Below are 23415 nucleotides of genomic sequence, written 5' to 3'. Positions count from 1 at the left end.
TCGACCCGGGCGCCGCTGCGGAGCTCCAGCATGCCTGCAGACAATATGAGGCCTTCGCCCCTCGCAAACAAGAGGCTTGCAAAGGCCCGGCCGGTTAAATCGCCGTAAGGTGAAGGGTTTGGGCGTCGCTATCCGGTCAAAGCTCGCGCAGGACGGGCGCCGCCTTCTGGCCGAGGATGCGCCAGGTGCCGATGAGGCCGATGCCGACGGTCAGGACGAGCGCCGTCACCAGCGTCAGCCCCGCCACATCGGGCAGAAAGGCCGAGGGCAGCCGCATGATGCGGGCGACGATGAACCAGGCGGCGGCGGCGCCGGCGATTAGCGCGAAGATCGCGGTTGCGAGCCCGAGGATCAGATATTCGTAACTGAAGGCGCGGATCAGCATGGCCCGGGTGGCGCCGAGCGTCTTCAGCACCACTGCATCGTGGGTGCGCGCCCGGTTTCCGGCGGCAAGCGCCCCGGCAAGGACGAGGATCGAGGCGATCAGGGCCACCGAGGCGGCGGCGCGGATCGCGGTCGCAAGCTGCGCAACGAGCTGGTTGACGATATCGATCGCGTCCTTGACGCGCACGCTGGTGATCGTCGGATAGGTGTTGGTGACGGATTTCAGGATCGCCGCATCTTCGGCCGGCGTCGAGGCGGGATCGGTCAGGGTCGCGAGCCATGCGTGCGGGGCGCCGCGGAAAGTGTTCGGCGAGAAGACCATGACAAAATTGATCGATAGCGATTCCCACTGGACGCGGCGCAGATTGGCGATCTTGGCGGTGATGTTGCGGCCGAGCACATTGACGGTGACGGTGTCGCCGATCTTCAGGCCGAGTTCATGCGCCTCTTCCGAGGAGAAGGAGACGAGCGGCTCGCCGCTGTAATCCTTGTCCCACCAGCTGCCTTCGGTCAGCGCGGCATTTTCCGGCAAAGTGTCGGCATAGGTGATGCCGCGATCGCCGTTCAGCACCCAGCGGCCGGCGGCCGGCACGTTCATCTTGCTGACATCCTCGCCGTTGAAGGCGACGATGCGGCCGCGCAGCATCGGCACCTCCATGAACTTGCCCTTCGGCGCCTGCGCCTGGACGAGATTGCGGAATGCGTCGACCTCGGCGCTCTGGATATCGACGAAGAAAAAGTTCGGCGCGCCCTCGTTCATCCGGCCGGTCAGCTGCTGGCGCAGGTTTCCGTCGATCAAGGTCAGCGTCACCAGCAACGCCAGGCCGAGGCCGAGCGACAGCACCACCGAGGGCGTCAGGGCGCCGGGACGGTGGATGTTGCCGATCGCAAGCCTGAGCGCCGGCGAGTTGACGCGCGGGCTGCGGCGCGCAAGCCAGGCGATCAGGGCGGCGACGAGGCGCAGCACGACAAAGGCGAAGACGATCGCACCGACGAAAACGACGGCGATGAAGCGATCATAGGCGGTGAGGACGGCAAGGCCGGCAAGCGCTGCCATGAAGAGGGCGGCCAGCAGGATATAGGGCCAGGACGGCAGGCGGCGGGCCTCGAAGCCCTGCTCGCGGAAGAGCGCCGTCGCCGGCACCTCGCGGGCATGGCCGAGCGGCAGGATGGCGAAGGCGAGCGTTGTCAGGATGCCGAAGAGCGCCGCTAGCAGCAGGGCGCCGGGATAGAGCGTCGGCGCTGTGGACACCGGCAGAAATTGCGCCAGGAACTGCGCAGCGAAGATCGGCGACAGGGCGCCGACGACGAGGCCGATCATGATGCCGCCAAGGGCGATGATGGTGATCTGGAACAGATAGATCAGCACGACGACGGCGGCCGGCGCACCGAGGCATTTGAAGCTGGCGATGGTGGTGCGTTTGGAATCGAGGAAGGCACGCACCGCATTGGCGACGCCGACGCCGCCGACGATCAGCGCGGTGAAGCCCACCAGCGTCAGGAACTGCGAGAAGCGGGTGATGTTTTCGGTAAGCGAGGGCGCGGCCCGGTCGCTGGTGCGGATCGCCCAGCCGGCGGAGGGGAATTCCCTTGAGGCGCGCGCCTGGATGCCCGATATCGCGCTCCTGTCCTCCAGCCGGATCTTGTAGGCATGTTCGACCAGGCTTCCGGTCTGGATAAGGCCCGAGGCATCGAGCGCCCGGCGGCTGACGAGCAGGCGCGGCGCAAGGCCGAAGCCTTCGGAAAGGGCGTCCGGCTCGGTCTTGACAGTGCCGGTGATGCTGAGTTTGACATTGCCGAGCAGCAATTCGTCGCCGACCGCAAGGCCAAGCCGATCGAGCAGCAGCGGGGCTGCGACCGCGCCATAGGTGCCGCTTTGGGCCGAAAGCAGGGCTGCGAGCGGATAATCCGGCTCGGCCGCGAAGCTGCCATAGAGAGGGTAGGCGTCGTCGACGGCCTTGACTTCGACCAGCGCCTGGTCGGAACCATCAGGCTTGCGGGCCATCGAGCGCAGACCTGTCGACACCGAGACGGTGCCGAGACTTTCGAGGAACCCCATTTCCTGCGGTGTGGCCTCGCGGTTGTTGAGCTCAAAGCGGACGTCGCCGGCCAAGAGCTCCTGCCCCTGCGAGGCGATTGTGTCGGTGATCGACTGCGAAACCGAATTGACGGCGGCAATCGCGCCTGTGCCGAGCGCGATGCAGGCTAGGAAAATGTAAAAGCCGCGAATGCCGCCGCGGAGCTCACGGAGCGCCAGGCGAAATGCAAGCGCGGTGCGCGGCGTAATCATTCTCATGCGATTGCCGCCTCGCTGCGGCGGGCGGCGCTGTCGCCTTCGATCTGGCCGGAGCGGACGCGAATCTGGCGCGAGCAGCGGTTGGCAAGCGAGACGTCATGGGTGACGAGCAGCAGGGTCATGCCGCGTTCGGCCTGTTTGGAAAACAAGAGGTCGGCGATCTGGCGGCCCGTCTCGGTATCGAGATTGCCGGTGGGCTCGTCGGCGATCAGCAAAGCGGGCGAGGGGGCGAGCGCCCTTGCGATCGCCACGCGCTGCTGTTCGCCGCCGGAAAGTTGGCCCGGATAGTGGTTCAACCGTTCGCCGAGGCCGACGGAATTCAGCTCGCGATGGGCGATTTCGAAGGCGTTGCGGACATTGGCGAGCTCCAGCGGCACGGCGACGTTTTCCAGCGCCGTCATATTGGCAATCAGGTGGAAGGACTGGAAGACGATGCCGATGTTGCGGCCGCGGAAATCGGCGACCTCGTCCTCGCTAAGCGTATGGAGCGGTGTATCGTTGATGTTGATTTCACCGCTGTCGAGCTTCTCCAATCCGGCAAGCACCATCAGCAGGGTGGACTTGCCGGAACCCGAAGGGCCGACGATGCCGACGGATTCGCCGGCTGAAATATCGAGGTCGATGCCCTTCAGCACATGGACGGAAGCGGCGGCACTGCCAAGGGTCAGATCGGCGCTCTTCAACTCGATGATGGTTTTTGCCAAGGAAATCGCCCTATATAAATCTCTAACCGAATGGCCGCGTGACGGCACCTCGCCAATCTAGGGAAGCCAGAATGAGATTTAAAGTTGCCGCGCTTCAATTCACCGTCATCGCCGTCTCGCTGATTTTTGCCGGGGCCGCCGCTGCCCGAACGATCAATCTCGTCGGGTTCGGGGACAGCCTAATGGCGGGCTACCAGCTGGCGCCCGGCGAGGGTTTCCCCGAAAAGCTGCAGGCGGCCTTGAAGGCGAAGGGGCTCGACGTTGCCATCGCCAATGCCGGCGTGTCGGGCGACACGACGACAGGGGGGCTTGCCCGCATCGACTGGTCGGTGCCTGACGGAACCGACGGCGTCATTCTGGAGCTCGGCGCCAATGACGCGCTGCGCGGCATTCCGCCGGAGGAGAGCGAGAAGAATCTCGACCGTATGATAAGTCGCCTGAAGGAGCGCGGCATCGCTGTGTTCCTCGTCGGCATGATGGCACCGCCGAACATGGGTGCGGACTATGCGGAGCGCTTCAATCCAATTTATCGGAAACTTTCGGAGAAATACGAAGTTCGGCTGTATCCCTTCTTCCTCGACGGGGTGGCGCTCGATGCGGGGCTGAAACTCGAAGACGGAATGCATCCGAATGCGAGAGGTATCGACGTCATGGTCGAAAAGATGGAAGCCGATGTCACAAATTTCGTCGGGACGATTTCTACTGTGAAGAAATAGGGGCTTGCGCGCTCATTGATTGCGTGATTCCGTGTAAGCACCTGCAAAAGATTCGGGGAGTGCTCGTTATGCCGAGACTGTTTACCGCCCTCGAAATTCCGCGCAATGCGGCGATGAGCCTTTCATTGCTGCGCGGTGGCCTCCCCGGAGCACGATGGATCGATGTGGAGAATTACCACATCACGCTGCGCTTCATCGGTGATGTCGACGGCCGCACGGCCGATGAAATCGTCGAACGCCTCGATCGGATCGACCGGCCCGAATTCCAGTTCCGCCTCGAAGGCATCGGTTCCTTCGGCTCGAAAAAACCGCATTCGGTCTGGGCCGGCGTCTCGCAATCGCCTGAGATGTACGCCCTGCAGGGTGAGATCGAGCGCATCTGCCAGCGCATCGGCCTGCCGCCGGATCCGCGCAAATTCATGCCGCATGTGACGCTGGCCCGGCTCAAATCCTCGCGGCTCGACGATGTCGTGCAATATCTGGCCGGGCGCGGCAACTTCCATACCGCGACCTTCACGGCGCCACGCTTCGTGCTGCTTTCGTCGCGCGAATCGGTGGGCGGCGGACCCTACCTGACAGAGGAAGTGTTCCCGCTGCACGAGGCACGTTCGACGCCGAGCGCTTCGAGCAGGCTGCTGCAGCCGGTCAAGAGCCTGGTATAGATCAGCTCGAAACCATCAGGGCCGCCATAATAGGGATCGGGAATATCCTCTCCGGTCCCAAGCGCGGCATCTCCGAAGAGCCGGATGGTCGCCTCAGGCGGCGCGATCTTTTCGAGCGCCGCCACATTATCGCGGTCCATGGCCAGGATCAGATCGAAATCCCTATAATCGCTGGAGCGGATTCGGCGGGCGCGTTGCCCGGAAATGTCGATACCGTTGCTTTGTGCGGTGGCGATCGAACGCCCGTCGGGCGGCTCGCCTTCATGCCAGCCGCCGGTGCCGGCGGAATCGATGGTGAAATGGCCGTTCAGGCCAGCCTCGGTGACGAGGTGGCGAAAAATTCCCTCGGCGAGCGGAGAACGGCATATATTGCCCATGCAAACGAAGAGGATACTGATAGGCGTCATCGGTAGACCTGTCGGAAGAACAAGAGGAGCATGGCATGAAATGGGAAAGACTGGAACGGGCAGCGGTCGAGGCGGAGCTGGCGGGCCTTGCCGGCTGGGCGCTCAATGACGCGGCCTCCTCGATCTCCAAGACATTCAAGTTTTCGAATTTCATCGAGGCCTTCGGCTTCATGACGGAGGCAGCGATCACGGCCGAGAAGCTCAACCATCATCCCGAATGGTTCAACGTCTATTCCAGGGTCGATGTGACGTTGAACACGCATGATGCCGGCGGGCTGACGGAGCTGGATTTCAAGCTCGCCAAGGCGATGGAGAAGGCGGCAGCGCGACGTCCGCGCTGAAGGCGAGGTCGATTGAAAGGGGTCGATTGAAAGCCTGGGCGCCATCACCATATGTTGGCAGGGACGAAAGGAAGTCAGGGATGGACGAGGTCAAATTCGGGGAAATCCTGCTGCCGGGCGACGAAGACACCCAGAGCCGGCGGGAGAAGACGGTGCGGCAGAAGTTCTGGCCGACCTTCCGCCGGGCCGTGCGGCAGATCCCGTTCTCGCGCGATGTCGTCGCCGGCTTCTACTGCGCGCTCGATCCACAAACGCCGACCAAGGTGCGAGGTGTGCTGCTCGCAGCACTCGCCTATTTCGTCATGCCGGTCGACATGATCCCGGATATTTTCGCCGTCATCGGCTTTTCTGACGACGTCGCCGTGCTTTCCGCCGCGTTCGCCATGGTGCGCGGCCATATCCGGCCAGGGCATTACGACGCGGCGGACCGCGTCCTCGCCGACCCACCCGCGGATACGATGAAAACCATTTGAAGGGCCGGCGCGCTTCAGCCGAGTTCCTGCTCCAGCACCTTGCGGAGTTTGCCGAAGGCAAGCCGGATACGCGATTTCACCGTGCCGAGCGGCAGCCCGGTCGATTCAGCGATCTCGGCGTGCGATTGGCCGAGAAAAAAGGCGGCACGCAGCATGTCGCGCTGTTCCTGCGGCAGTTGGCCGACCGCGGCACGGATCTTCGCGTCGCGATCGTCATTGACGATGATGTCTTCGGCGCCGATGTCGGCCGGCGGCTGCAGGGCCGGGTCCGTCTCGTCGAAAAGGCGGGCGTCGGCGCGGCGCTGCAGGTCGATCCGGCGGTTGCGGGCAATGCGAAAGAGCCAGGTCGAGAGTGAAGACCGCGTGGCGTCGTAGAGATAGGCCTTGTGCCAGAGCACGATCATGATCTCCTGAACCAGCTCCTCGGCCTCGCCTGATGTCATCTTCCGGCGCAACAGCCAGGCCTTCAGACGCGGGGCGAAATAGTCGAACAGGATGGAAAAGGCCTGCTGGTCGCGATCGTCTGCGACAGCCTTTGCGAGGGCAGCGAAACGCCGTCTTTCCTCGGCATCCATGTCGTCTCACGAGCCCCCTGCGGCGAAAATTTCGTCCCGGATTTCCAAAGTCTTAATGAGGTACAACGGATTTTTGAAAGGTCAAACTCTTGCCTGAATCTTTGTGTCTTAGATTCACCCGAACGGCCGGCCGGTGCCATCGGCGCACCGGCATCGCAGCCGATTTCAGCAAGGGGCAAAAGTCGTGGTCGAGCTGAAATGACACAGGCACATACAAATCGCAGCTGTTGTTGACCATTTGGTAACCTGAATTAAGTCAAAATAAAGCAGATCGTGATTAAGCGCCGCCCGCTCTGATCGCTTCGGGCCTTGAATCGCAAGAACCGGCAGGAATCCATGTTTGTAAAAAGTATCGTATCCGCCCTCGCACTCACCCTTGGTATGGCCGGAGTTGCGACAGCGCAGCAAGCCGCGCCGACCCGCATTCAGCAGTTTCAGGCATGGGGCGCCTATTCCTACAAGTCGGGCGCCAGCACCGTCTGCTACGTGCTGTCCGTGCCGACGGCAAAGCAGCCGGCAAGCGTCGACCACGGCGACAATTTCTTCATCGTCTCGCAGCGCCCCGGCCAGAACATCTCCTACGAACCCCAGGCGATGATGGGCTATACGGTGAAGGAAAATTCGAAAATCAATGTCGTCATCGACAACAAGACCTTCGTGATGTTCACCAAGGACAAGGCCGGCTGGGTCGAGAATGCGGCTCAGGAGCCGGCCCTCGTCGCGGCGATGAAGACCGGTCATTCGATGACTGTCAATGCCGTCTCGCGCAAGGGAACGGGCACGTCCTACAGCTATTCGCTCTCGGGCATCTCGGCGGCGCTGAAGCAGATCGAAGGTTGCAAGTAAGCACCTTTTTACCCAACGGAATTTCGAGGGCCGGCCTTGCGCCGGCCCTTGCTGTTTTCCATTTCTAGAGCCTTTCCTGGTTAGATTGAAGCATTCTGTTGGCTCAAACGGAGTCGGATGGTCGACCGGCCGGCGCGCGTCGTAGCCCGGCTCTACGGCCAAGCCGGCCGGTCGATCAGCCGGCCCGTTTCAGCCAACCCTCCCGCAGATTTGCCTGGCAAATCTGCAAGACTGAAAAACGCCGGACGCACTGACCGCTTCGCCACGGCGAAGCGCTGCGGCCGGTCGGCCGGGCATCTTTCCGCCAGGATCAGAGGCGATCGGCTCGGACGTACCATGGGGTATGCCCATCGCCAATCGCCTCTGCCCTGACGAAAACCTGCTCCGGCAGAATGCTTCAATCTAACCAGGAAAGGCTCTATAGTGACGGGCCGGCAAAATGATGCTAAAGGCCGGGCCAACAGCGGACAGATCGCGATATCAGTCGCCGTTCCGCCATTCAATTTCTGCCAATGTGCCGTCATGCGCCTCACCTCTTCCGGCTTGTTCCTGAAGTCCGCGGGGCTTGCGGGGCGGTTACGTGTTCGAATTCGGGATCTAAAGACCATGTCCGTCATGGATGCGATTGATGTCACCAAGCCGCAGGCGCCGAACGTTTCTTACGGCGCCGAAAAGCCTTCCCTGATCGGGCTGTCGCGCGAGGAAATGGCTGCGGCCCTCAGGGAAAAAGGCGTGGCCGAGAAGCAGATCAAGATGCGCGTCGCGCAGCTCTGGAACTGGATCTATGTGCGCGGCGTCTCCGATTTCGATCACATGACGAATGTCGCCAAGGATATGCGCGAAATGCTGAAGCAGCATTTCACCATCGCGCGTCCCGAGATCGTCGAGGAGCAGGTCTCCAATGACGGCACCCGCAAATGGCTGCTGCGCTTTCCCGCGCGCGGTGCCGGCCGCCCAGTCGAGATCGAAGCCGTCTATATTCCGGAAGAGGGCCGCGGCACGCTCTGCATTTCCAGCCAGGTCGGCTGCACGCTGACCTGTTCCTTCTGTCACACCGGCACACAGCGGCTGGTGCGCAACCTGACGGCGGAGGAAATCCTGTCGCAGCTGCTGCTCGCCCGCGACCGGCTTGGCGACTTCCCGGATCGTGAAGCGCCGCAGGGCACGATCATGCCGGCCGAAGGCCGCAAGGTCAGCAATATCGTGATGATGGGCATGGGCGAGCCGCTCTATAATTTCGATGCCGTCAAGCAGGCCCTGCTGATCGCTACCGATGGCGACGGCCTGTCGCTGTCCAAACGTCGCGTGACGCTTTCCACCTCCGGCGTCGTGCCGGAAATCTTCCGCACCGGCGAGGAGATCGGCGTCATGCTGGCGATCTCCCTGCATGCGGTGCGCGACGACCTGCGCGACATCCTGGTGCCGATCAACAAGAAGTATCCGCTGAAGGAATTGATCGACGCCTGCAAGGCCTATCCCGGCCTTTCCAATGCGCGGCGCATCACCTTCGAATATGTGATGCTGAAGGACGTCAATGACAGCCTTGAAGACGCCAGGGGGCTGATCAAGCTCTTGAAGGGCGTGCCGGCGAAGATCAACCTCATTCCGTTCAATCCCTGGCCCGGCACCAACTACCAGTGTTCCGACTGGGAGCAGATCGAGAAGTTCGCCGATTTCATCAATTCGGCCGGTTATGCCTCGCCGATCCGCACGCCGCGCGGCCGCGATATTCTTGCTGCCTGCGGCCAGCTGAAATCGGAGTCCGAACGCATGCGCAAGACCGAGCGCCTGGCCTTCGAGGCAATGATGATCGCCAACCACGGCGCCGATGACTGATCAGCAAGTTTGATCCTCGCTACAATTCTCCTGCATTGATTTAAGCATGCGCTTTTCCTAATAGTGCCGCCAAAATCATTCAGGAGGACACCCATGCGCCCGATTCTGCTCGCTCTTGCCGCCACTTTGGCTCTTTCCCTACCCGCCAGGGCCGATAACGTGACCGTTGCCGTGACGGCCATCGTCGAGCATCCGGCGCTGGATGCGGCCCGCAAGGGCGTTCTCGATGTGCTGACGGCCGCCGGCTACAAGGAAGGCGAGAGCCTGAAATTCGTGTTCGAATCGGCGCAGGGCAATCCGGCGACGGCAGCCCAGATCGCCCGCCAGTTCGCCGGCGACGAGCCGAACGTCATCGTGCCGATCTCAACGCCGTCCGCCCAGGCCGTGGTTTCGGCGACGCGCGACATTCCCGTCGTCTTCACCGCCGTCTCCGACCCGCTCGGCGCCCAGCTCGTCAAGAACATGGACAAGCCCGGCGGCAACGTCACCGGTCTTTCCGACATGTCGCCGGTCGGCGAGCACCTGGCGCTGATCAAGGAAATCGTGCCAAAGGTGAAGACAATCGGCTATCTCTACAATTCAGGTGAGGCGAATTCCGTTTCGCTGCTCGCCGTGCTGAAGGCCGAAGCCGAAAAGGCCGGTCTGACGGTTGTGGAATCGGCGGCCACCAAGTCGGCTGAGGTTCAGGGTGCTGCCCGCGCCCTCGTCGGCCGCGCCGATGCGATCTATGTTCCGACCGACAACACCATCATCTCGGCGCTCGAAGGCGCCGTCGCCGTTGCCGAAGAGAGCAAGCTGCCGCTCTTCACCGCCGATACGGATTCGGTTTCGCGCGGCTCGATCGCCGCCCTCGGCTTCAACTACTACGATGTCGGCAAGCAGACGGGCGAAATCGTCGTGCGTGTGCTGAAGGGCGAGAACCCCGGCGAAATCCCGGTCAAGACCGCCGCCGGCAGCGATCTCGTCGTCAACAAGGCGGCTGCTGCCAAAATGGGCGTCACCCTGCCCGAGAGCGTGCTTTCGCGCGCCAACAAAGTCGTCGAATAATCGGCCATAGCTTCATTGACCTTTCACATTCAGCCGCTCCCGTTTGCACGGGGGCGGCTGTAGTATTACAAGGCTCCGGTTTCGCGACCGGCGGAACGGAAACAAAAGGGGCTGAAAGCCTTGAGCCAAATCGCATTCTGGGGGGCCGTCGAGCTCGGCCTGGTCTATTCCTTCGTCGCTCTCGGCGTCTATCTCGCCTTCCGCGTCCTCGATTTTCCCGACCTGACGGTCGATGGTTCCTTTCCGCTGGGTGCGGCGGTGACGGCGGTGCTGATCATCGCCGGCGTCAATGCCTGGCTTGCGGCGCTGATCGCCATGGCCGCCGGTGCTACCGCCGGCATGGTCACGGCGCTGCTCAATGTGCGCTTCAAGATCCTCAACCTGCTCGCCTCGATCCTGACGATGATCGCGCTGTTTTCCGTCAATCTGAGGGTGATGGGCAAACCCAATGTCGCGCTCATCAATGCCGACACGATGATCAGCCCGTTCTTCGGCCATGGCCTGCGCGATTTCTACGTGCGGCCGCTCTTCGTCGGCGTTCTCGTCATCGTCGCGCTCGTCCTGGTCTGGCGCTTTTTGGAAAGCGATGCCGGGCTTGCCATGCGCGCGACCGGCGCCAATGCGCGCATGGCCCGCGCCCAGGGCGTCGATACCAGCCGGCAGATCTATCTTGGAATGGCGATCTCGAATGCGCTGGTGGCCTTGGGCGGTGCGCTGTTTGCCCAGACCAACGGCTTTGCCGACGTCACCTCGGGTGTCGGCACGATCGTCGTCGGACTTGCGGCGGTCATCATCGGCGAGACATTGCTCGGGCGCCGCGGCCTGCTGATTGCCCTCATCGGCTGCGTGCTCGGCTCGATCCTTTATCGCATCGCCATCCAACTAGCGCTGTCGAGCGACGTTATCGGCCTGCAGGCCTCCGACCTTAATTTCGTGACGGCGGTGCTGGTCACCGTGGCGCTCATCCTTCCCCGCCTTCGTAGAGGTGCCGCATCGTGATCAGCGTCAAGGATATCAAGGTCGTTTTCGGACGCGGCACGCCGCTGCAGAAGCAGGCGCTGAACGGCGTCAGCCTGACCATCGAGCAGGGCTCCTTCGTCACCGTCATCGGCTCGAACGGCGCCGGCAAATCGACGCTGCTCGGCGTGCTCGCCGGCGATGTCATCCCGAGCGAGGGGCAGGTGCTGATCGGCAAGACCGAGGTGACGCGCAAGTCAACGGCGGCACGCGCCGGTCTCGTGGCGCGCGTCTTCCAGGATCCGCTGACGGGAAGCTGCGGCTCATTGTCGATCGAGGAGAACCTCGCTCTGGCGGCCCGCCGCGGCGAGAAGCGCGGGCTTGTGCCGGCACTCGGCGGCAAGAGGCGCGATTATTTCAAAGAGCGGATCGCCGAACTCAATCTCGGGCTGGAGAAACGGCTGAAGGACCGCATGGATCTGCTCTCCGGTGGGCAGCGGCAGGCCGTTTCGCTCGTCATGGCGACACTTGCCGGTTCCGAAGTGCTGCTGCTCGACGAACATACGGCCGCGCTCGATCCCGGGATGGCCGAGTTCGTGATGAACCTCACGCAGAAGATCGTTGCCGAGCGCAAGCTGACGACGATGATGGTGACGCATTCCATGCGCCAGGCGCTGGATTACGGCCATCGCACGATCATGCTGCATGGCGGCGAGATCGTTCTCGACGTGGCGGGCGACAACCGAAAGAACCTGCAGGTCGAGGATCTGATCGCCATGTTCCGCAAGATGCGCGGCCAGACGCTCGACGACGATGCTTTGCTGATTGGCTGAACCCGACAGTGGGCTGAGTGGCTATGCCGACAGCGGGCTGATCGGCCAGCGCCGACCGCGATTATTTCGCCTGGGTGAGCAGGATCTTGGCGGCGAAGATCGAGAAGACGCCGGCAAAGGTATAATCCATGCCGCGCAGCACCCTTCTGTTGTTCTGCAGCCAGGAAGCCAGCCAGTCGGCGGCAAAGACGACGGCGGCATTAACCGGCATGCCGACCAGGATGAAGCAAAGCCCGAGGAAAAGCAGCTTCTGCGTGACGGCCGGGTCGCCGGCACTGACGAATTGCGGCAGGAAGGTCATGAAGAAGATGATGACCTTGGGGTTCAAGAGATTGACCCAGAAGCCCGACGAGATGTTGGAAAGGGCGGTGCCCCTCTTATCCTCGACCTTGGCGACAGTGAGCTTCGAGCCGAAACGGATCGCCTGGACGGCGAGCCAGAACAGGTAGGCGGCGCCGCCGGTTTTCAGGATCAAGAAGGCGGTCGGCGAGGCGGTGATCAGCGCCGAAATGCCGAACGCGACCAGCATCGTGTGAACGACGATGCCGAGGCTGGTGCCGACGACGACGAAGAGAGCCGCCTTCTTGCCCTGGGCCAGCGAACGGCTGATCGACAGGGTCATGTCCTGCCCCGGGGTTGCCGCAAGCAGCAGCGTAGCGGCGGCGAAAGCCAGAAGGGTCGGCAGGCTGGGCAGGAAATCCATGGGCGTACTCTGAAAGCCGGGAAGATCCGACGATTTCTTACCCGGCCTTCAGAAAAATTACCAATCAAACCTTGTCATGCGCGTTGCACTAAACTTGATTCATGCAAAGCGCGTTCGCTGCTTGGTTCATGCATGTCATTATCCCGGGCGACTGAGCGCCGATCATTTCTGCTCCAGGCAGGCCTTGAACTTGTCGGCATAGTCCTTGTGCCAGCGCGACAGCGGCGGCCGGTTCTCGATGATGTCGCCCATTGCCCAGGCCATGCGGCGTTCGTCGACTGAACGCGCAACGTCATTGTCTGGGCAGAGGATATAGAAATCGCCGCGTTCGAGGCTTTCCACCATGAATTCAACCGTCTGCTCCGGCGTCCAGGCGCCGGCGGGCTTTTCCGCGCGGTCGCCCTTGGTAAGGCCGGTGAAGACGAAGCCGGGGATCAGCAGATGGGCGGAGATCTTTCCGCCTTCGATGTTGCGCAGTTCGTGCTGGAGCGCCTCGGTAAACACCTTCACGCCCGATTTCGAGATATTGTAGGCCGGATTGCCGGGCGGCGTGGTGATGCCTTGTTTCGAGCCGGTGTTGATGATGAGGCCTGGCTCGCCATGCGACAGCATCTTAGGGCCGAAGGTGCGTGTGCCGTTGATGACGCCCATCAGGTTGACGGCAAAGATGTGGTCCCAGTTCGCCTGCGGGCTGAAGATCGAGGTCTCCGGGCCGATGCCGGCATTGTTCATCAGCACGTGCACGCGGCCGAAACGCTGGAGCACCGCGCGCTCCAGCGCCTCCAGGGAGTCCCGGCTGGCGACGTCGGTCTCGACCGCCATGACATCTTCTTCGCCGGCAATGGCCTTGAGTTCGTCGGCGGCTGTTGCCAGCCGATCGCCGCCGAGATCGGCGATGACGATGCTCATGCCTTGGCCGGCGAAATATTTCGACGCGGCCAGGCCGATGCCGGACGCGCCGCCGGTGACGACCGCAACATTGGATTTCTTGAAAATGTCTTGAATATTCGTCACGGGCAGCCTCTCCTCGAGCATTGTTCGGACGATGGCGAATATGGGCTCCGCTTTCGCGCTGTCAAACTCTATCGCGCCGGTGGCGCCCCACTTGCCCTTGCGTCACGCGCCAATCTCGCTAAAAGTGCCGCGATACCGGGTTTTCGCCGGCCTTTATGCAACGGACCTCATCATCATGGCATCATACAAAGACGTGAAGAAAGTCGTGCTCGCCTATTCCGGCGGCCTCGACACCTCGATCATCCTGAAGTGGCTGCAGACGGAGCTCGGCGCCGAAGTCGTCACCTTCACCGCCGATCTCGGCCAGGGCGAAGAGCTGGAGCCGGCGCGCAAGAAGGCCGAGATGCTCGGCATCAAGGAAATCTACATCGAGGATGTGCGCGAGGAATTCGTGCGCGATTTCGTCTTCCCGATGTTCCGCGCCAATGCCGTTTACGAAGGCGTCTATCTGCTTGGCACTTCGATCGCCCGGCCGCTGATTTCCAAGCACCTGATCGATATCGCCCGCAAGACCGGCGCCGATGCGATCGCCCACGGCGCGACCGGCAAGGGCAACGACCAGGTTCGTTTCGAGCTGTCCGCCTATGCTTTGAACCCCGACATCAAGATCATCGCGCCGTGGCGCGACTGGGCTTTCAAGAGCCGCACGGAGCTGCTGGCCTTCGCCGAACAGCATCAGATCCCGGTCGCCAAGGACAAGAAGGGCGAAGCGCCGTTCTCCGTCGACGCTAACCTCCTGCACTCCTCCTCCGAGGGCAAGGTGCTGGAAGACCCCGCCCAGGAGGCGCCGGAATATGTGCATATGCGCACGATTTCCCCGGAAGCCGCGCCCGACAAGGCAACGGTGATTAAGGTCGGCTTCCGCAAGGGCGATGCCGTCTCAATCAACGGTGTCGAGATGTCGCCGGCGACGCTGCTGGCCACCCTCAATACCTATGGCCGCGACAACGGTATCGGCCGTCTCGACCTCGTCGAGAACCGCTTCGTCGGCATGAAGTCGCGCGGCGTCTACGAAACGCCAGGCGGCACGATCCTGCTCTCGGCGCATCGCGCCATCGAATCGATCACGCTGGACCGGGGTGCGGCCCATCTCAAGGACGAGATCATGCCGCGCTACGCCGAGCTGATCTATTACGGTTTCTGGTTCTCGCCGGAGCGCGAGATGCTGCAGGCGCTGATCGACAAGAGCCAGGAGCATGTCGAAGGTGAAGTGACGCTGAAGCTCTACAAGGGCAATGTCATGGTCATCGGCCGCGAAAGCGAAAAGTCGCTCTATTCCGACAAGCTCGTCACTTTCGAGGACGACCAGGGCGCCTACGACCAGAAGGACGCAGCCGGCTTCATCAAGCTCAATGCGTTGCGCCTGCGAACGCTCGGCAAGCGGAACCTCGCGAAGTAATCACAGGTTTTCGAACCAGATATGCGCCCGCCGGCTCTGCCGCGCGGGCGTTTTCGTGGACGCAGCGGCAATCGATCTCAAAACGTCTGAGTTCACCGGATGCCTCGCGTGGGGATAATTGAACAAAATCGTGTCGACGCCTTTATCTGCCTTGAAGGGCTACAAAGGCCGGAACCATGGATGTCAGGCAGACAATCGACGCGTTCGAACAGTGGTTCCGAACGTTTGTCTTCAGCGAATGGACGCTCTACCAATTCGGGATTGTCGCCGTCGGTTACGTCGCAGCGTCGTTCCTGGCATCACGCACTGAACCCGCGTTGGAAGCGAAAGCCAGGCGCATCAAAGGCAATCCGGACCTCTTGCGCGTCATAATCGCTTTCATGCGGCGCTTGAAGTGGCTCTTTCTTGCGGTATGGCTGTGGCTTGCAAACATCGCTCTCACTCAAAACACCTGGCCGTCGCAACGGTGGCTCGTCTCGACTGCCCTGACGCTGACGGGGGCGTGGTTCATCATCTCCGTACTGACCAAGATTATCCATAATCCCACCTTGTCGCGTACGGTCGCAATCGTCAGTTGGAGTTACGTCGCGTTGTACGCGCTCCGGCTTGACGGTCCGGTGCTCTCCGCGCTCGATGGCCTAGCCGTCAATCTGGGGGCTGTGCGTCTTTCACTCCTTCTTGTGCTGAAAGCGGTCGTCTTGGCCGTCGCGCTCATCTGGGTAGCGGTTCTCGTCGGCAATGTCCTGTCCCGTTGGGTGCAGAGGTCGGGCGATCTTTCGCCATCGATCAAGGTCCTGATCAGCAAGTTCATAAAAATCGGCTTGATCATGATCGCCGGCGCAATTGCCTTGTCAGCGACCGGCATCGACCTTACCGCATTGACCGTTTTTTCCGGCGCAGTCGGCGTCGGAATAGGCTTCGGCCTTCAGAAAGTCGTATCGAACTTCATCTCGGGGATCATCATCCTGCTCGATAAATCCATCAAACCTGGCGACACGATCACGCTCGGCGATACTTTCGGTTCGATCCGCGATTTGCGCTCGCGGTTCGTCTCGGTCATCACCCGTGACGGCAAAGAATACCTGATCCCCAACGAAGACTTCATTTCCCAACAGGTCGTCAACTGGTCGTTCTCCAGTGACTATGTCAGGATCGATGTCGACTTCGGTACGGCTTATGACAGCGATCCCCATGAAGTCGCCAGAATCGCAATCGCGACTGCCTCTACGGTGGATCGCGTCGCCAACGATTACAGGGCGCCGGTATGCTGGCTTACCTGCTTTGGCGCTTCGTCGCTTGATTTCCGGCTCCGCTTCTGGATCTCCGATCCCGCAAATGGTCTGACGAATGTCAGGGGCCAGGTTTTGATGGCGCTTTGGGACGCGTTCAAGCAAGCCGGCGTGTCGATCCCGTTCCCGCATCGGGAAATCATCATGAGGACGCCTGTCGAGATCAAGCAGTCGCGCCAGGACTAAGCGGGGATATTGACCCCGCCGGCAAATGCCGGGCCGGGCAGGTCCTTTGTTGCTGCATTGACTAGGCGACGGCTGCTTCGAGATAGAGCCTGACGTCACGGCGACGCGGTCCCCAGCTCTCGGCCGAGAGCGGCAGGCCGACGAAGTCGGCAATATCAGGGGCGGCCTTGGCGGGATCAAGCCGTATTTCTTCATCTTGATCGGTGACGGCAAAGCCGTCTTCCGTCTGATCGAGACAGGTTACCGCCAGCCCGGCTTTGACCGCAATACCGCCGCGATCCGACGTCAGATCATCTGCGATGGCCTTGCGGAGCGTAAAGAGATCGAGCGGGGCGAGCCTCAGGCTACCTTGCCATTCGTTCGGCGCGTTGGTGGGGTCGACGACATTGACGCCGGGGAGCGTTGGAACCTCCCCCTTGAGCGGCCCTGCACCGTGGCGGGTGGTGTAGCAGCGCGTCGCATACACCGCGCCCAACTCTGTGACACCGGCTTCGGCGGCGATCGCGAGTATATTTGTTAGCCCAGTATTCGAACGCGTGACGTGAGGAAATACGCCACGGTTCTGATCGAGGCATAGGCCTTGTGCCGCCTCGAAGATGACGGATGCGCGTTCGCACAGCCGTCGGTCGGGCCAGAGGGTGACGTGGTCGCGATAGGCGGCGCAATCCGCCTCGAAGCCGGCGATGGTGATTTCGTCAGCCAATACGGCAGCCAGTTCTTCGGGTAAGGCGGTGATGCCGAGCGCGGCGAGCCGTCCAGGCACCCAGCAGTCGCGGATCGAAACAAGACGGGCGTGCAGATCGGGGCGGAACAGATCCTTTGTCGAAAGGGCGAATTCGGGCTGCAGGTTGCGCTCGATCGTCTCGCCGAAGCCGAGGCCGCAGCTTCCGTGGCGGGCAGTGCCCCGCGCCAGTTCCACGGCCTGGTTAATCAGGACGTCGAAAGGCGTGGTGATCAGGGCGCGCGGGTCGCTGCTGATCTGAGGCTTCGCACCCCGCTCATTGAGGGCGGACAACTCGTCGAGAAACAGCATCGGGTGAGCGACGAAGAAGCGGCTGAAATGCGTGGCGGCCCCGGCAAAGCTGCCCGAGCCGATATGGTGGAAGACATGGCGGCGGCCGGCGGGATCGACCACGGTGTGGCCGGCCTGAGCACCGCCATTGCTGCGAACCACCACGGCCCCCGGCGTGGCTGCGGCAAGGCGGTCGACCATCAGCCCCTTGCCTTCGTCGCCATAAAGCGCGCCGATCACGGCCTGTGCTTGGATACTCATTATTCTGCTCCTCAATGGCCCCGGAGCGTCGCGCCGGGGCAGTTAGAGTACCTGGCTTAGAAGAATGGCAGCAGGCGCCGGCTTGGGCGTTCGCCGATGGCCTTGGCGACCACTGCCGCCGCCGCGTCCGGCCAGCTGGCGGCCACATCGGCGGCCTCGCGGCCTTCGGTAATTTCGATGATGGAAACCACCAATTCGGCAATGCGCCTGTGATCATCGAGTACGAAGGTGCGGCCGGGCAGCAAGGGTTGCCAGCTCTGCAGCACCCGGCCGAGCCGCGTGGCCGCATAGCCTTCACGGATGACGATGTGGAAGACTTCATAGGATCTCTGCGCCATCGCAAGACATTCTTGTGCGCTCAGGCCGCGCGGCGGTTCGACGCCGAAGATGCGAGCGATCTTGTCGGCGGCCAGGCCGTTGTGAACCGGCTCGTCACCGATGGTGAAGAGATAACCCTTGCGGCCGCGTCTTTCGAAGGCATCGGTCGAGGTTTTGAGGGCTGCCAGGAGGTGAGCGGCGCTATAGCTTTCGCCGTCATTGCCACCGCCATTGCCCTCCAACCACAAGGCGCGGATCTGGCTGGCAAGCGAGATGTCCGCCTCGAACTGGGTGGCCTGCAGCGGTGCCGCATCGGTGAACGCGTCTCCGACCGCTGCCACCATAATGTGCGGATCGGATACCGGCCGGCGATCGTAAATCTCCGATGTCAGGGTAATGAGCCCGCCGCGCATCAGCTCGTGGGCGATCATGCCCATCGATCCGGTCACATCAGCGGCCAGAATAATCGGAGTCGATTGCGGGTTGTAGGCGCTGTCGCGACTCTCTCGAGTGGAAAAGCGCGCCGGATCGAACCGCGGATTGATGCCGGTGGCCCCGAATACTTCGGCTCGACTGCGGCCATCCACATGGCGTGCGTTATAGGCCGCCCAGTCGGCCGTGCTGAAACGTCCCATCCCCATGACATACTCCTTTGCTGTTGCTTGGTGGGCGGGCGCGGCTCTTTGTCCGCTGTCCCGTTACTCCTTATATAGAATTGCAATTTGCATTTTGCAAGTTGCTATTTGCAAATTGTCATTCTTTCGATTGGCCGCTATGAGGGCTAAGAGGACGGCAGGAACATAGAGATGGCAGAGGCTGAATTCGCACGACCGATCGTGACGGTCGACATCGTCTTGCTGACGCTGCACGAGGGAAAGCTATGCGTGGCGTTGCTTCAGCGTCCTGCCGAGCCGTTTGCCGGCGTTCCGGCGCTGATCGGCGGCTATGTGCACACAGACGAGGACGCCGACGCCGAGGCGGCGGTCCGGCGCATCCTCAATTCCAAGGCGGGGCTCGAGGGCATATTCTTCGAGCAGCTCCGGACCTTCGCATCGGCGCGACGAGATCCTCGCGACTGGTCGGTGTCGATCGCGTATTTTGCGCTGGTCCCGCGGGGGGCTTTGGAAGGCAGCGCCAGTCTGCTGGAGTTGCGGCCAGTCGAAGCCGCTGGCAAGCTGCCCTTCGACCACAATGAAATCGTGGATGCCGCGTTGGCGCGGCTGCGCGGCAAGGGCGCCTATTCGACCATTCCGGCGAGGCTGCTTCCCGTCGTCTTTACGATGTCGGAACTGCAGGCGATTTATGAAACGGTGATGGGCGAACGGTTGGACCCAAGTGCCTTTCGCCGCAAGATCAACGATCTGGATCTGCTCGAAGTCGTCGAGGGCGAAAAGCGACAGACCGATCGGGCCCGGCGACCGACGACGCTCTACCGCCTGAAAACACCGGTTGCCGTGTTTGACCGAAGAATTTGAACGGATCAGTCGGCCCAACTCGCCGAAGGGCGATGGGCTGAATGTCGCCCTACGCCCAGCAGGTCACTCATGCGCAAGCGATATCTTTCCCGATGCAAATTGGCGGTCGTAGAAAATCCTCACTGACAGAACAACGCCGGCGATCAGGACAACCACCCCAGCGACTTCGATCGGGGTTGGCCAACGAGCATGCACGACAAGTCCCCCGATGACACCGAAGGCTGTTTCCGAAACGATCAATTGCGCAGCCAAGGCAACGGGCAGGCTTCGTGATGCAATGTTCCAGGCCCAGACGCCGCCTACCGTTGCCAGCAGCGCGAAAGATGCACCCCAAACATATAAATTGCCGGCGGCGCTCCAGCCGAATCCCAATGCTGGGAGCTGGAACAGATCCATCGCGGCGCCGACCGGATAGAAGGCCAGCATCAAGACGCCACCGCCGGTCAATATCAGGGCCGACCACACACCGGAGGGCACTTCCGGTCGGGCGGCGAGGGCAGCCTGATTGGCGAGAGCGAACCAGACCCAAAGTCCCACGGCAGCGAGCGCCAGTGGCACGCCTACCCACAAGGATCTGACGGAATTCAATCCTTCAGCCGTGAATGCCGTGCCATTGACGAGAACAAGGCCGACCAGCACCAGCGCCAAAGGCATCATAAGGGAGCGCCACGGCAATGATCCCTCACGCTGATTGCCAATGACCATCAATACGATCGGCACCAGACCGAGAAAGGCCGGAGCGATGACGGGGCCGGCAAAGACGGCCGCTCCCGTGACCGTCAGGAAGTAACCGACATATCCGACGAAGGCGAGCCAGATGGCCTGCAGACAGTTCCGCAGCATAAGATGGCGCGTTGCACCTTTCTGCGAAAACAGAATGTAAAGCCCGACGAGAGCCGAGACGACATGACGGACGAGCGCAAAATCAAAGGTGGAATAGTCACCGATGATGAAGGGCACAACAAAGTTGAGCGAAAACGCGAAAGCCGCAAAGAGAGCGGCCGACACGCCGACATAGAAGAGTCTGTCCACAATGTTCACCCTTTTGAAGTTGCGTCACTGTACCTTTGATCTTCGTGAGGCCCGGCAGCTTTGATTGGCAATCGGGCGGGACACTTGATCGAATGGGTGAAAATTTACCGGCCACAGGCATGGGCTGGTACCCAGTGAAAGTGAGAGCCACCCTCTCGATGCGCTTGGAATCGGCAGACTATCTGCGTCGTCGGGGCCCGAGGCGAATGGCCGAACCGCCTATCCAGCAGAACCGATTTCTCCTATCCTGAACATCGAGGCTTCTAACCGTCGGGGCATTATGGATCGGCTTGATGCAATGCGGGTTCTGCTTGCGGTGGTTGATGCCGGGAGCTTGTCGGCAGGTAGCCGTAAGCTGAACGCACCGTTGCCGAGCGTCAGCCGTAAGGTCGCCGATCTGGAGCGATACCTCGGCACCAACCTCATCATCCGAACGAGCCGCAACCTGCAGCTCACGGATGCCGGTCGCGATTATGTCGAGGCGGCGCGCAAGATTATCGCCGATCTGGAGGAGGTCGAACGCAGGGCGTCGGGCGAATATCAGATGCCGCGGGGACTGCTGACCATCACGATGCCGATCGAGTTCGGCCACCGCTATGTTCTGCCGATCGCACTCGACTTCATGAACAAGCATCCAGAGGTGACGCTGAATGTTCTTTCGCTCGACCGCTCCGTTCATCTGGTCAATGAGCAGGTCGATGTCGCGATTCGACTTGGTGAGTTGGTCGACAGTTCGCTTTACGCCGTGAAGGCCGGCGAGTTCCGTCTGCTGACCTGCGCCAGCCCGGCCTATCTGGAACGGCATGGCATTCCCCAACATCCCACCGAGCTTGCTGATCACGATGGCATCATGTTCCACAAGCGGTCGTTCTTTTGGAGTTTCGAGATCGGCGGAAAGTCCGTGGAGGTGTTGCCACGGAGCAGGATCGAGGTGAACACGGCGGCCAATTGCGTTGACGCCGCGCTGAATGGGGTCGGGATCGCCCGCCTGTTCGACTACCAAGTTCCGGAGGAGGTGTCCTCGGGCGCGCTCGTGCAGATCTTGAAGGACTATGACGGCGAGCCCAAGCCGATCCACATCGTCTATTCGCGTCAGGGCTTGCTTGCACTCAAGGTGCGCGCCTTCATCGATTGGGCGCTCCCCCGGCTTCGCGCGGCCTGCGGCAGCTATGGCGATGCGCCGTCACCGAAATGAAGCGTCCACTTCTTTGACTACGGCCGCGGCGAAGCGTGGCCATTGTCATATTGATGGTTGCTCTTAGAGCATGATGCTGAACAGTGTGAGCGGTTTTCGGACGACATCATGCTCTAACTCTTTAGTTCTAGACGTCACGGATGACGCGATCGACCTGAGCCTGAAGGCGAGGACCGATCAGCAGGATGGTGGGAATGACGATAAGATAGGCAATGCTCCAAGAGCGGAGCCACGTCAGGACGAACCCCTTCGAGAAGCCCAGATTGAGCGCGAGCAGCGTGAAAGAGATCAGGCCTGTCGTTACGACACCCATCGACAGAGCGAAGACGATCTTGCGTTTAAAATGCGTGTTCATGTCGGTCTCCCGGACGTATGTGAAAGCGGGATCGCTTCAGCGGTCGCGATTTCGGTTGATGCCCTGAAGATCGCGCAACTCCGGCGCCGGCGGTAGCGAGAGAAAACGAGAGGCTCACTCTCGCTTCTGCTCACTACCGGACCGGTCTTGCGAAGCTCATCTTCCCTGTCATCGCAGTCCAAGGCCCATTGATCCTGGGCTCGCAAGTCGGCCGCTGCAATCTCGCGGGCTGAAATCCACAAGGAGTATCCGAATGTCGACAGTCATCTACACAGGCAAAACCAGCACCACCGGCGGTCGCGACGGCGCGTCGCGCAGTTCCGATGGACGTCTCGACGTGTCCAGGCGCGGCTGAATGCGAAGCTGCCGGGCATCGACCCGGATCTCGCCAAGTCCCTGGTCGAGCGTGCTCACCAGCTCTGCCCTTATTCCAAGGCCACCAGCGGCAACATCGCCGTCGAGCTCAACGTCGCCTGACCGGTTTTCGATCAAGGCCTTCCAACCCGATATCGCGCCGGCGCACCGAGAAGATGTGGGCTAGGACCGGCGCGAACACCAGAGGATATTATCATGACCACGATCACAAGAACGCTCGCAACAGCAGCTTTGCTGCTGGCCGCCGTCACACCCATCCAGGCGCAAACGGCTACGCAGTTCCTTCCCATCAAGAACGAGCCCGCACCCAAACTCGTCGTAGATCAGCCGCTTGCGGGACCGCTCGCCAGCCGCGCGGTGGCCATCATTCCCTATCGAACCGAGAATTTCCGCATCCTGCCAATCTTTGGCGCCAGCGCCAGCGACGTCTCGCCGAGGGCCGGTCACCTTCATGTCAGCATTGACGACCTGCCTTGGCGGTGGGCCGATGCGGGCGGCACCGGCGCAATAGTAGTTACCGCCCTGCCGCCAGGTGAGCACAAGGTGCTCATCGAAATGGCCACACCGGAACATGAAGTGCTGGGCGGAAAGGTCGTGAAGTTTTCCGTACCGGCAATCGACAGCACGCAACACTAAAGCACGTCGCGATCTTTCAGTTTCGCTACCCGCGCTTTAGCTAGGTCTTTATTTTCTCGCATGTCGTTATCGCAAAACCGCTGGGTAC

The 23415-nt window shown here is 61.5% G+C and carries 24 protein-coding genes and 1 pseudogene; 15 read left to right on the top strand and 10 right to left on the bottom strand.

Features of this window, described 5'->3' with window-relative positions; translation table 11 throughout:
- Positions 1-136: 136 nt before the first annotated feature.
- Positions 137-2680 (bottom strand): ABC transporter permease, encoded by a 2544-nt coding sequence (locus EFR00_RS10045; protein ID WP_077992201.1) that lies wholly within the window; start codon positions 2678-2680, stop codon positions 137-139.
- Positions 2677-3384: an ABC transporter ATP-binding protein gene (locus EFR00_RS10040; RefSeq protein ID WP_077992200.1), complete on the bottom strand. Its 708-nt coding sequence runs from the start codon at positions 3382-3384 to the stop codon at positions 2677-2679. The genes EFR00_RS10045 and EFR00_RS10040 overlap by 4 nt, the downstream gene beginning before the upstream one ends.
- 71 nt (positions 3385-3455) lie before the next feature.
- Between EFR00_RS10040 and EFR00_RS10035 the strand changes: the two genes are divergently transcribed.
- Positions 3456-4100: an arylesterase gene (locus EFR00_RS10035; RefSeq protein WP_038691824.1), complete on the top strand. Its 645-nt coding sequence runs from the start codon at positions 3456-3458 to the stop codon at positions 4098-4100.
- 68 nt (positions 4101-4168) lie between these two features.
- Positions 4169-4762: an RNA 2',3'-cyclic phosphodiesterase gene (gene thpR / locus EFR00_RS10030; RefSeq protein ID WP_004676889.1), complete on the top strand. Its 594-nt coding sequence runs from the start codon at positions 4169-4171 to the stop codon at positions 4760-4762.
- On the opposite strand, the gene EFR00_RS10025 is transcribed toward thpR, so the two are convergent.
- Entirely contained in the window at positions 4669-5169 is a 501-nt protein-coding gene (locus EFR00_RS10025; protein WP_077992199.1) for a low molecular weight protein-tyrosine-phosphatase, read from the bottom strand. The two genes, thpR and EFR00_RS10025, sit on opposite strands and share 94 nt — an antisense overlap.
- Positions 5170-5204: 35 nt before the next feature.
- Here EFR00_RS10025 and EFR00_RS10020 point away from each other — a divergent pair, with 35 nt between their 5' ends.
- Both EFR00_RS10020 and EFR00_RS10015 read left to right on the top strand, forming a co-directional pair.
- The gene (locus EFR00_RS10020) at positions 5205-5510 is read left to right on the top strand and encodes a 4a-hydroxytetrahydrobiopterin dehydratase (protein ID WP_038691822.1); all 306 of its coding nucleotides are present in this window, start codon (positions 5205-5207) and stop codon (positions 5508-5510) included.
- 80 nt (positions 5511-5590) lie between these two features.
- Positions 5591-5983: a YkvA family protein gene (locus EFR00_RS10015; RefSeq protein WP_038691820.1), complete on the top strand. Its 393-nt coding sequence runs from the start codon at positions 5591-5593 to the stop codon at positions 5981-5983.
- A gap of 14 nt (positions 5984-5997) precedes the next feature.
- Here the strand turns inward: EFR00_RS10015 and EFR00_RS10010 are convergent, their stop codons facing one another.
- Positions 5998-6558, bottom strand: a complete 561-nt coding sequence (locus EFR00_RS10010; RefSeq protein ID WP_009988475.1) for a sigma-70 family RNA polymerase sigma factor — start codon at positions 6556-6558, stop codon at positions 5998-6000.
- Between the two features lie 336 nt (positions 6559-6894).
- On the opposite strand from EFR00_RS10010, the gene EFR00_RS10000 reads away from it, so the two are divergent.
- The 5 genes from EFR00_RS10000 to EFR00_RS09970 all read left to right on the top strand — a co-directional run bounded on the left by EFR00_RS10000 (position 6895) and on the right by EFR00_RS09970 (position 12077).
- Positions 6895-7404: an invasion associated locus B family protein gene (locus EFR00_RS10000; protein ID WP_038691818.1), complete on the top strand. Its 510-nt coding sequence runs from the start codon at positions 6895-6897 to the stop codon at positions 7402-7404.
- A 606-nt stretch (positions 7405-8010) separates the two neighbouring features.
- A complete protein-coding gene (gene rlmN, locus EFR00_RS09985) occupies positions 8011-9240 on the top strand; it encodes a dual-specificity RNA methyltransferase RlmN (RefSeq protein ID WP_077992187.1) in 1230 nt (409 codons plus the stop codon).
- Between the two features lie 93 nt (positions 9241-9333).
- Positions 9334-10287, top strand: coding sequence for an ABC transporter substrate-binding protein (locus EFR00_RS09980; protein WP_009992814.1), 954 nt, complete (start codon positions 9334-9336; stop codon positions 10285-10287).
- 120 nt (positions 10288-10407) lie between these two features.
- A complete protein-coding gene (locus EFR00_RS09975) occupies positions 10408-11286 on the top strand; it encodes an ABC transporter permease (protein WP_077992186.1) in 879 nt (292 codons plus the stop codon).
- The gene (locus tag EFR00_RS09970; protein WP_009991616.1) at positions 11283-12077 is read left to right on the top strand and encodes an ABC transporter ATP-binding protein; all 795 of its coding nucleotides are present in this window, start codon (positions 11283-11285) and stop codon (positions 12075-12077) included. The genes EFR00_RS09975 and EFR00_RS09970 overlap by 4 nt, the downstream gene beginning before the upstream one ends.
- Before the next feature lie 61 nt (positions 12078-12138).
- Here EFR00_RS09970 and EFR00_RS09965 read toward each other — a convergent pair whose 3' ends face one another.
- Positions 12139-12780 carry a LysE family translocator gene (locus EFR00_RS09965; RefSeq protein ID WP_077992184.1) on the bottom strand — a complete coding sequence of 214 codons (642 nt, stop codon included), beginning with the start codon at positions 12778-12780 and terminating at the stop codon, positions 12139-12141.
- A 162-nt stretch (positions 12781-12942) separates the two neighbouring features.
- Entirely contained in the window at positions 12943-13794 is an 852-nt protein-coding gene (locus tag EFR00_RS09960) for an SDR family NAD(P)-dependent oxidoreductase (protein WP_077992445.1), read from the bottom strand.
- Between the two features lie 175 nt (positions 13795-13969).
- Here EFR00_RS09960 and EFR00_RS09955 point away from each other — a divergent pair, with 175 nt between their 5' ends.
- Together EFR00_RS09955 and EFR00_RS09950 are read left to right on the top strand one after the other, a co-directional pair.
- On the top strand, positions 13970-15193 hold the full coding sequence (locus EFR00_RS09955) for an argininosuccinate synthase (RefSeq protein WP_038692790.1): 1224 nt from the start codon (positions 13970-13972) through the stop codon (positions 15191-15193).
- 176 nt (positions 15194-15369) lie between these two features.
- A complete protein-coding gene (locus tag EFR00_RS09950; protein WP_077992180.1) occupies positions 15370-16668 on the top strand; it encodes a mechanosensitive ion channel family protein in 1299 nt (432 codons plus the stop codon).
- A 61-nt stretch (positions 16669-16729) separates the two neighbouring features.
- On the opposite strand, the gene EFR00_RS09945 is transcribed toward EFR00_RS09950, so the two are convergent.
- Both EFR00_RS09945 and EFR00_RS09940 read right to left on the bottom strand, forming a co-directional pair.
- The gene (locus EFR00_RS09945; protein WP_009990293.1) at positions 16730-17941 is read right to left on the bottom strand and encodes an adenylosuccinate synthetase; all 1212 of its coding nucleotides are present in this window, start codon (positions 17939-17941) and stop codon (positions 16730-16732) included.
- A 56-nt stretch (positions 17942-17997) separates the two neighbouring features.
- The gene (locus tag EFR00_RS09940) at positions 17998-18900 is read right to left on the bottom strand and encodes a hypothetical protein (RefSeq protein ID WP_077992178.1); all 903 of its coding nucleotides are present in this window, start codon (positions 18898-18900) and stop codon (positions 17998-18000) included.
- A gap of 165 nt (positions 18901-19065) precedes the next feature.
- Between EFR00_RS09940 and EFR00_RS09935 the strand changes: the two genes are divergently transcribed.
- On the top strand, positions 19066-19734 hold the full coding sequence (locus EFR00_RS09935; RefSeq protein ID WP_010061317.1) for an NUDIX hydrolase: 669 nt from the start codon (positions 19066-19068) through the stop codon (positions 19732-19734).
- Positions 19735-19797: 63 nt separating this feature from the next.
- Here the strand turns inward: EFR00_RS09935 and EFR00_RS09930 are convergent, their stop codons facing one another.
- Positions 19798-20766 carry a DMT family transporter gene (locus tag EFR00_RS09930; protein ID WP_009992054.1) on the bottom strand — a complete coding sequence of 323 codons (969 nt, stop codon included), beginning with the start codon at positions 20764-20766 and terminating at the stop codon, positions 19798-19800.
- Positions 20767-21046: 280 nt separating this feature from the next.
- On the opposite strand from EFR00_RS09930, the gene EFR00_RS09925 reads away from it, so the two are divergent.
- The gene (locus EFR00_RS09925; protein ID WP_077992176.1) at positions 21047-21961 is read left to right on the top strand and encodes a LysR family transcriptional regulator; all 915 of its coding nucleotides are present in this window, start codon (positions 21047-21049) and stop codon (positions 21959-21961) included.
- Positions 21962-22088: 127 nt separating this feature from the next.
- Here the strand turns inward: EFR00_RS09925 and EFR00_RS09920 are convergent, their stop codons facing one another.
- Positions 22089-22316: a DUF2798 domain-containing protein gene (locus EFR00_RS09920; protein WP_038691800.1), complete on the bottom strand. Its 228-nt coding sequence runs from the start codon at positions 22314-22316 to the stop codon at positions 22089-22091.
- A 253-nt stretch (positions 22317-22569) separates the two neighbouring features.
- On the opposite strand from EFR00_RS09920, the pseudogene EFR00_RS09915 reads away from it, so the two are divergent.
- Both EFR00_RS09915 and EFR00_RS09910 read left to right on the top strand, forming a co-directional pair.
- A pseudogene (locus tag EFR00_RS09915) lies at positions 22570-22793 on the top strand (OsmC family protein).
- Positions 22794-22886: 93 nt separating this feature from the next.
- Positions 22887-23327: a DUF6130 family protein gene (locus EFR00_RS09910; protein WP_077992174.1), complete on the top strand. Its 441-nt coding sequence runs from the start codon at positions 22887-22889 to the stop codon at positions 23325-23327.
- Positions 23328-23415: the final 88 nt, after the last annotated feature.

It is taken from the genome of Rhizobium sophoriradicis, from assembly GCF_003939025.1.
Lineage (GTDB): Bacteria > Pseudomonadota > Alphaproteobacteria > Rhizobiales > Rhizobiaceae > Rhizobium > Rhizobium sophoriradicis.
The sequence above is the reverse complement of the archived record's forward strand: the minus strand, read 5'-3'. Positions and strand labels throughout refer to the sequence as shown.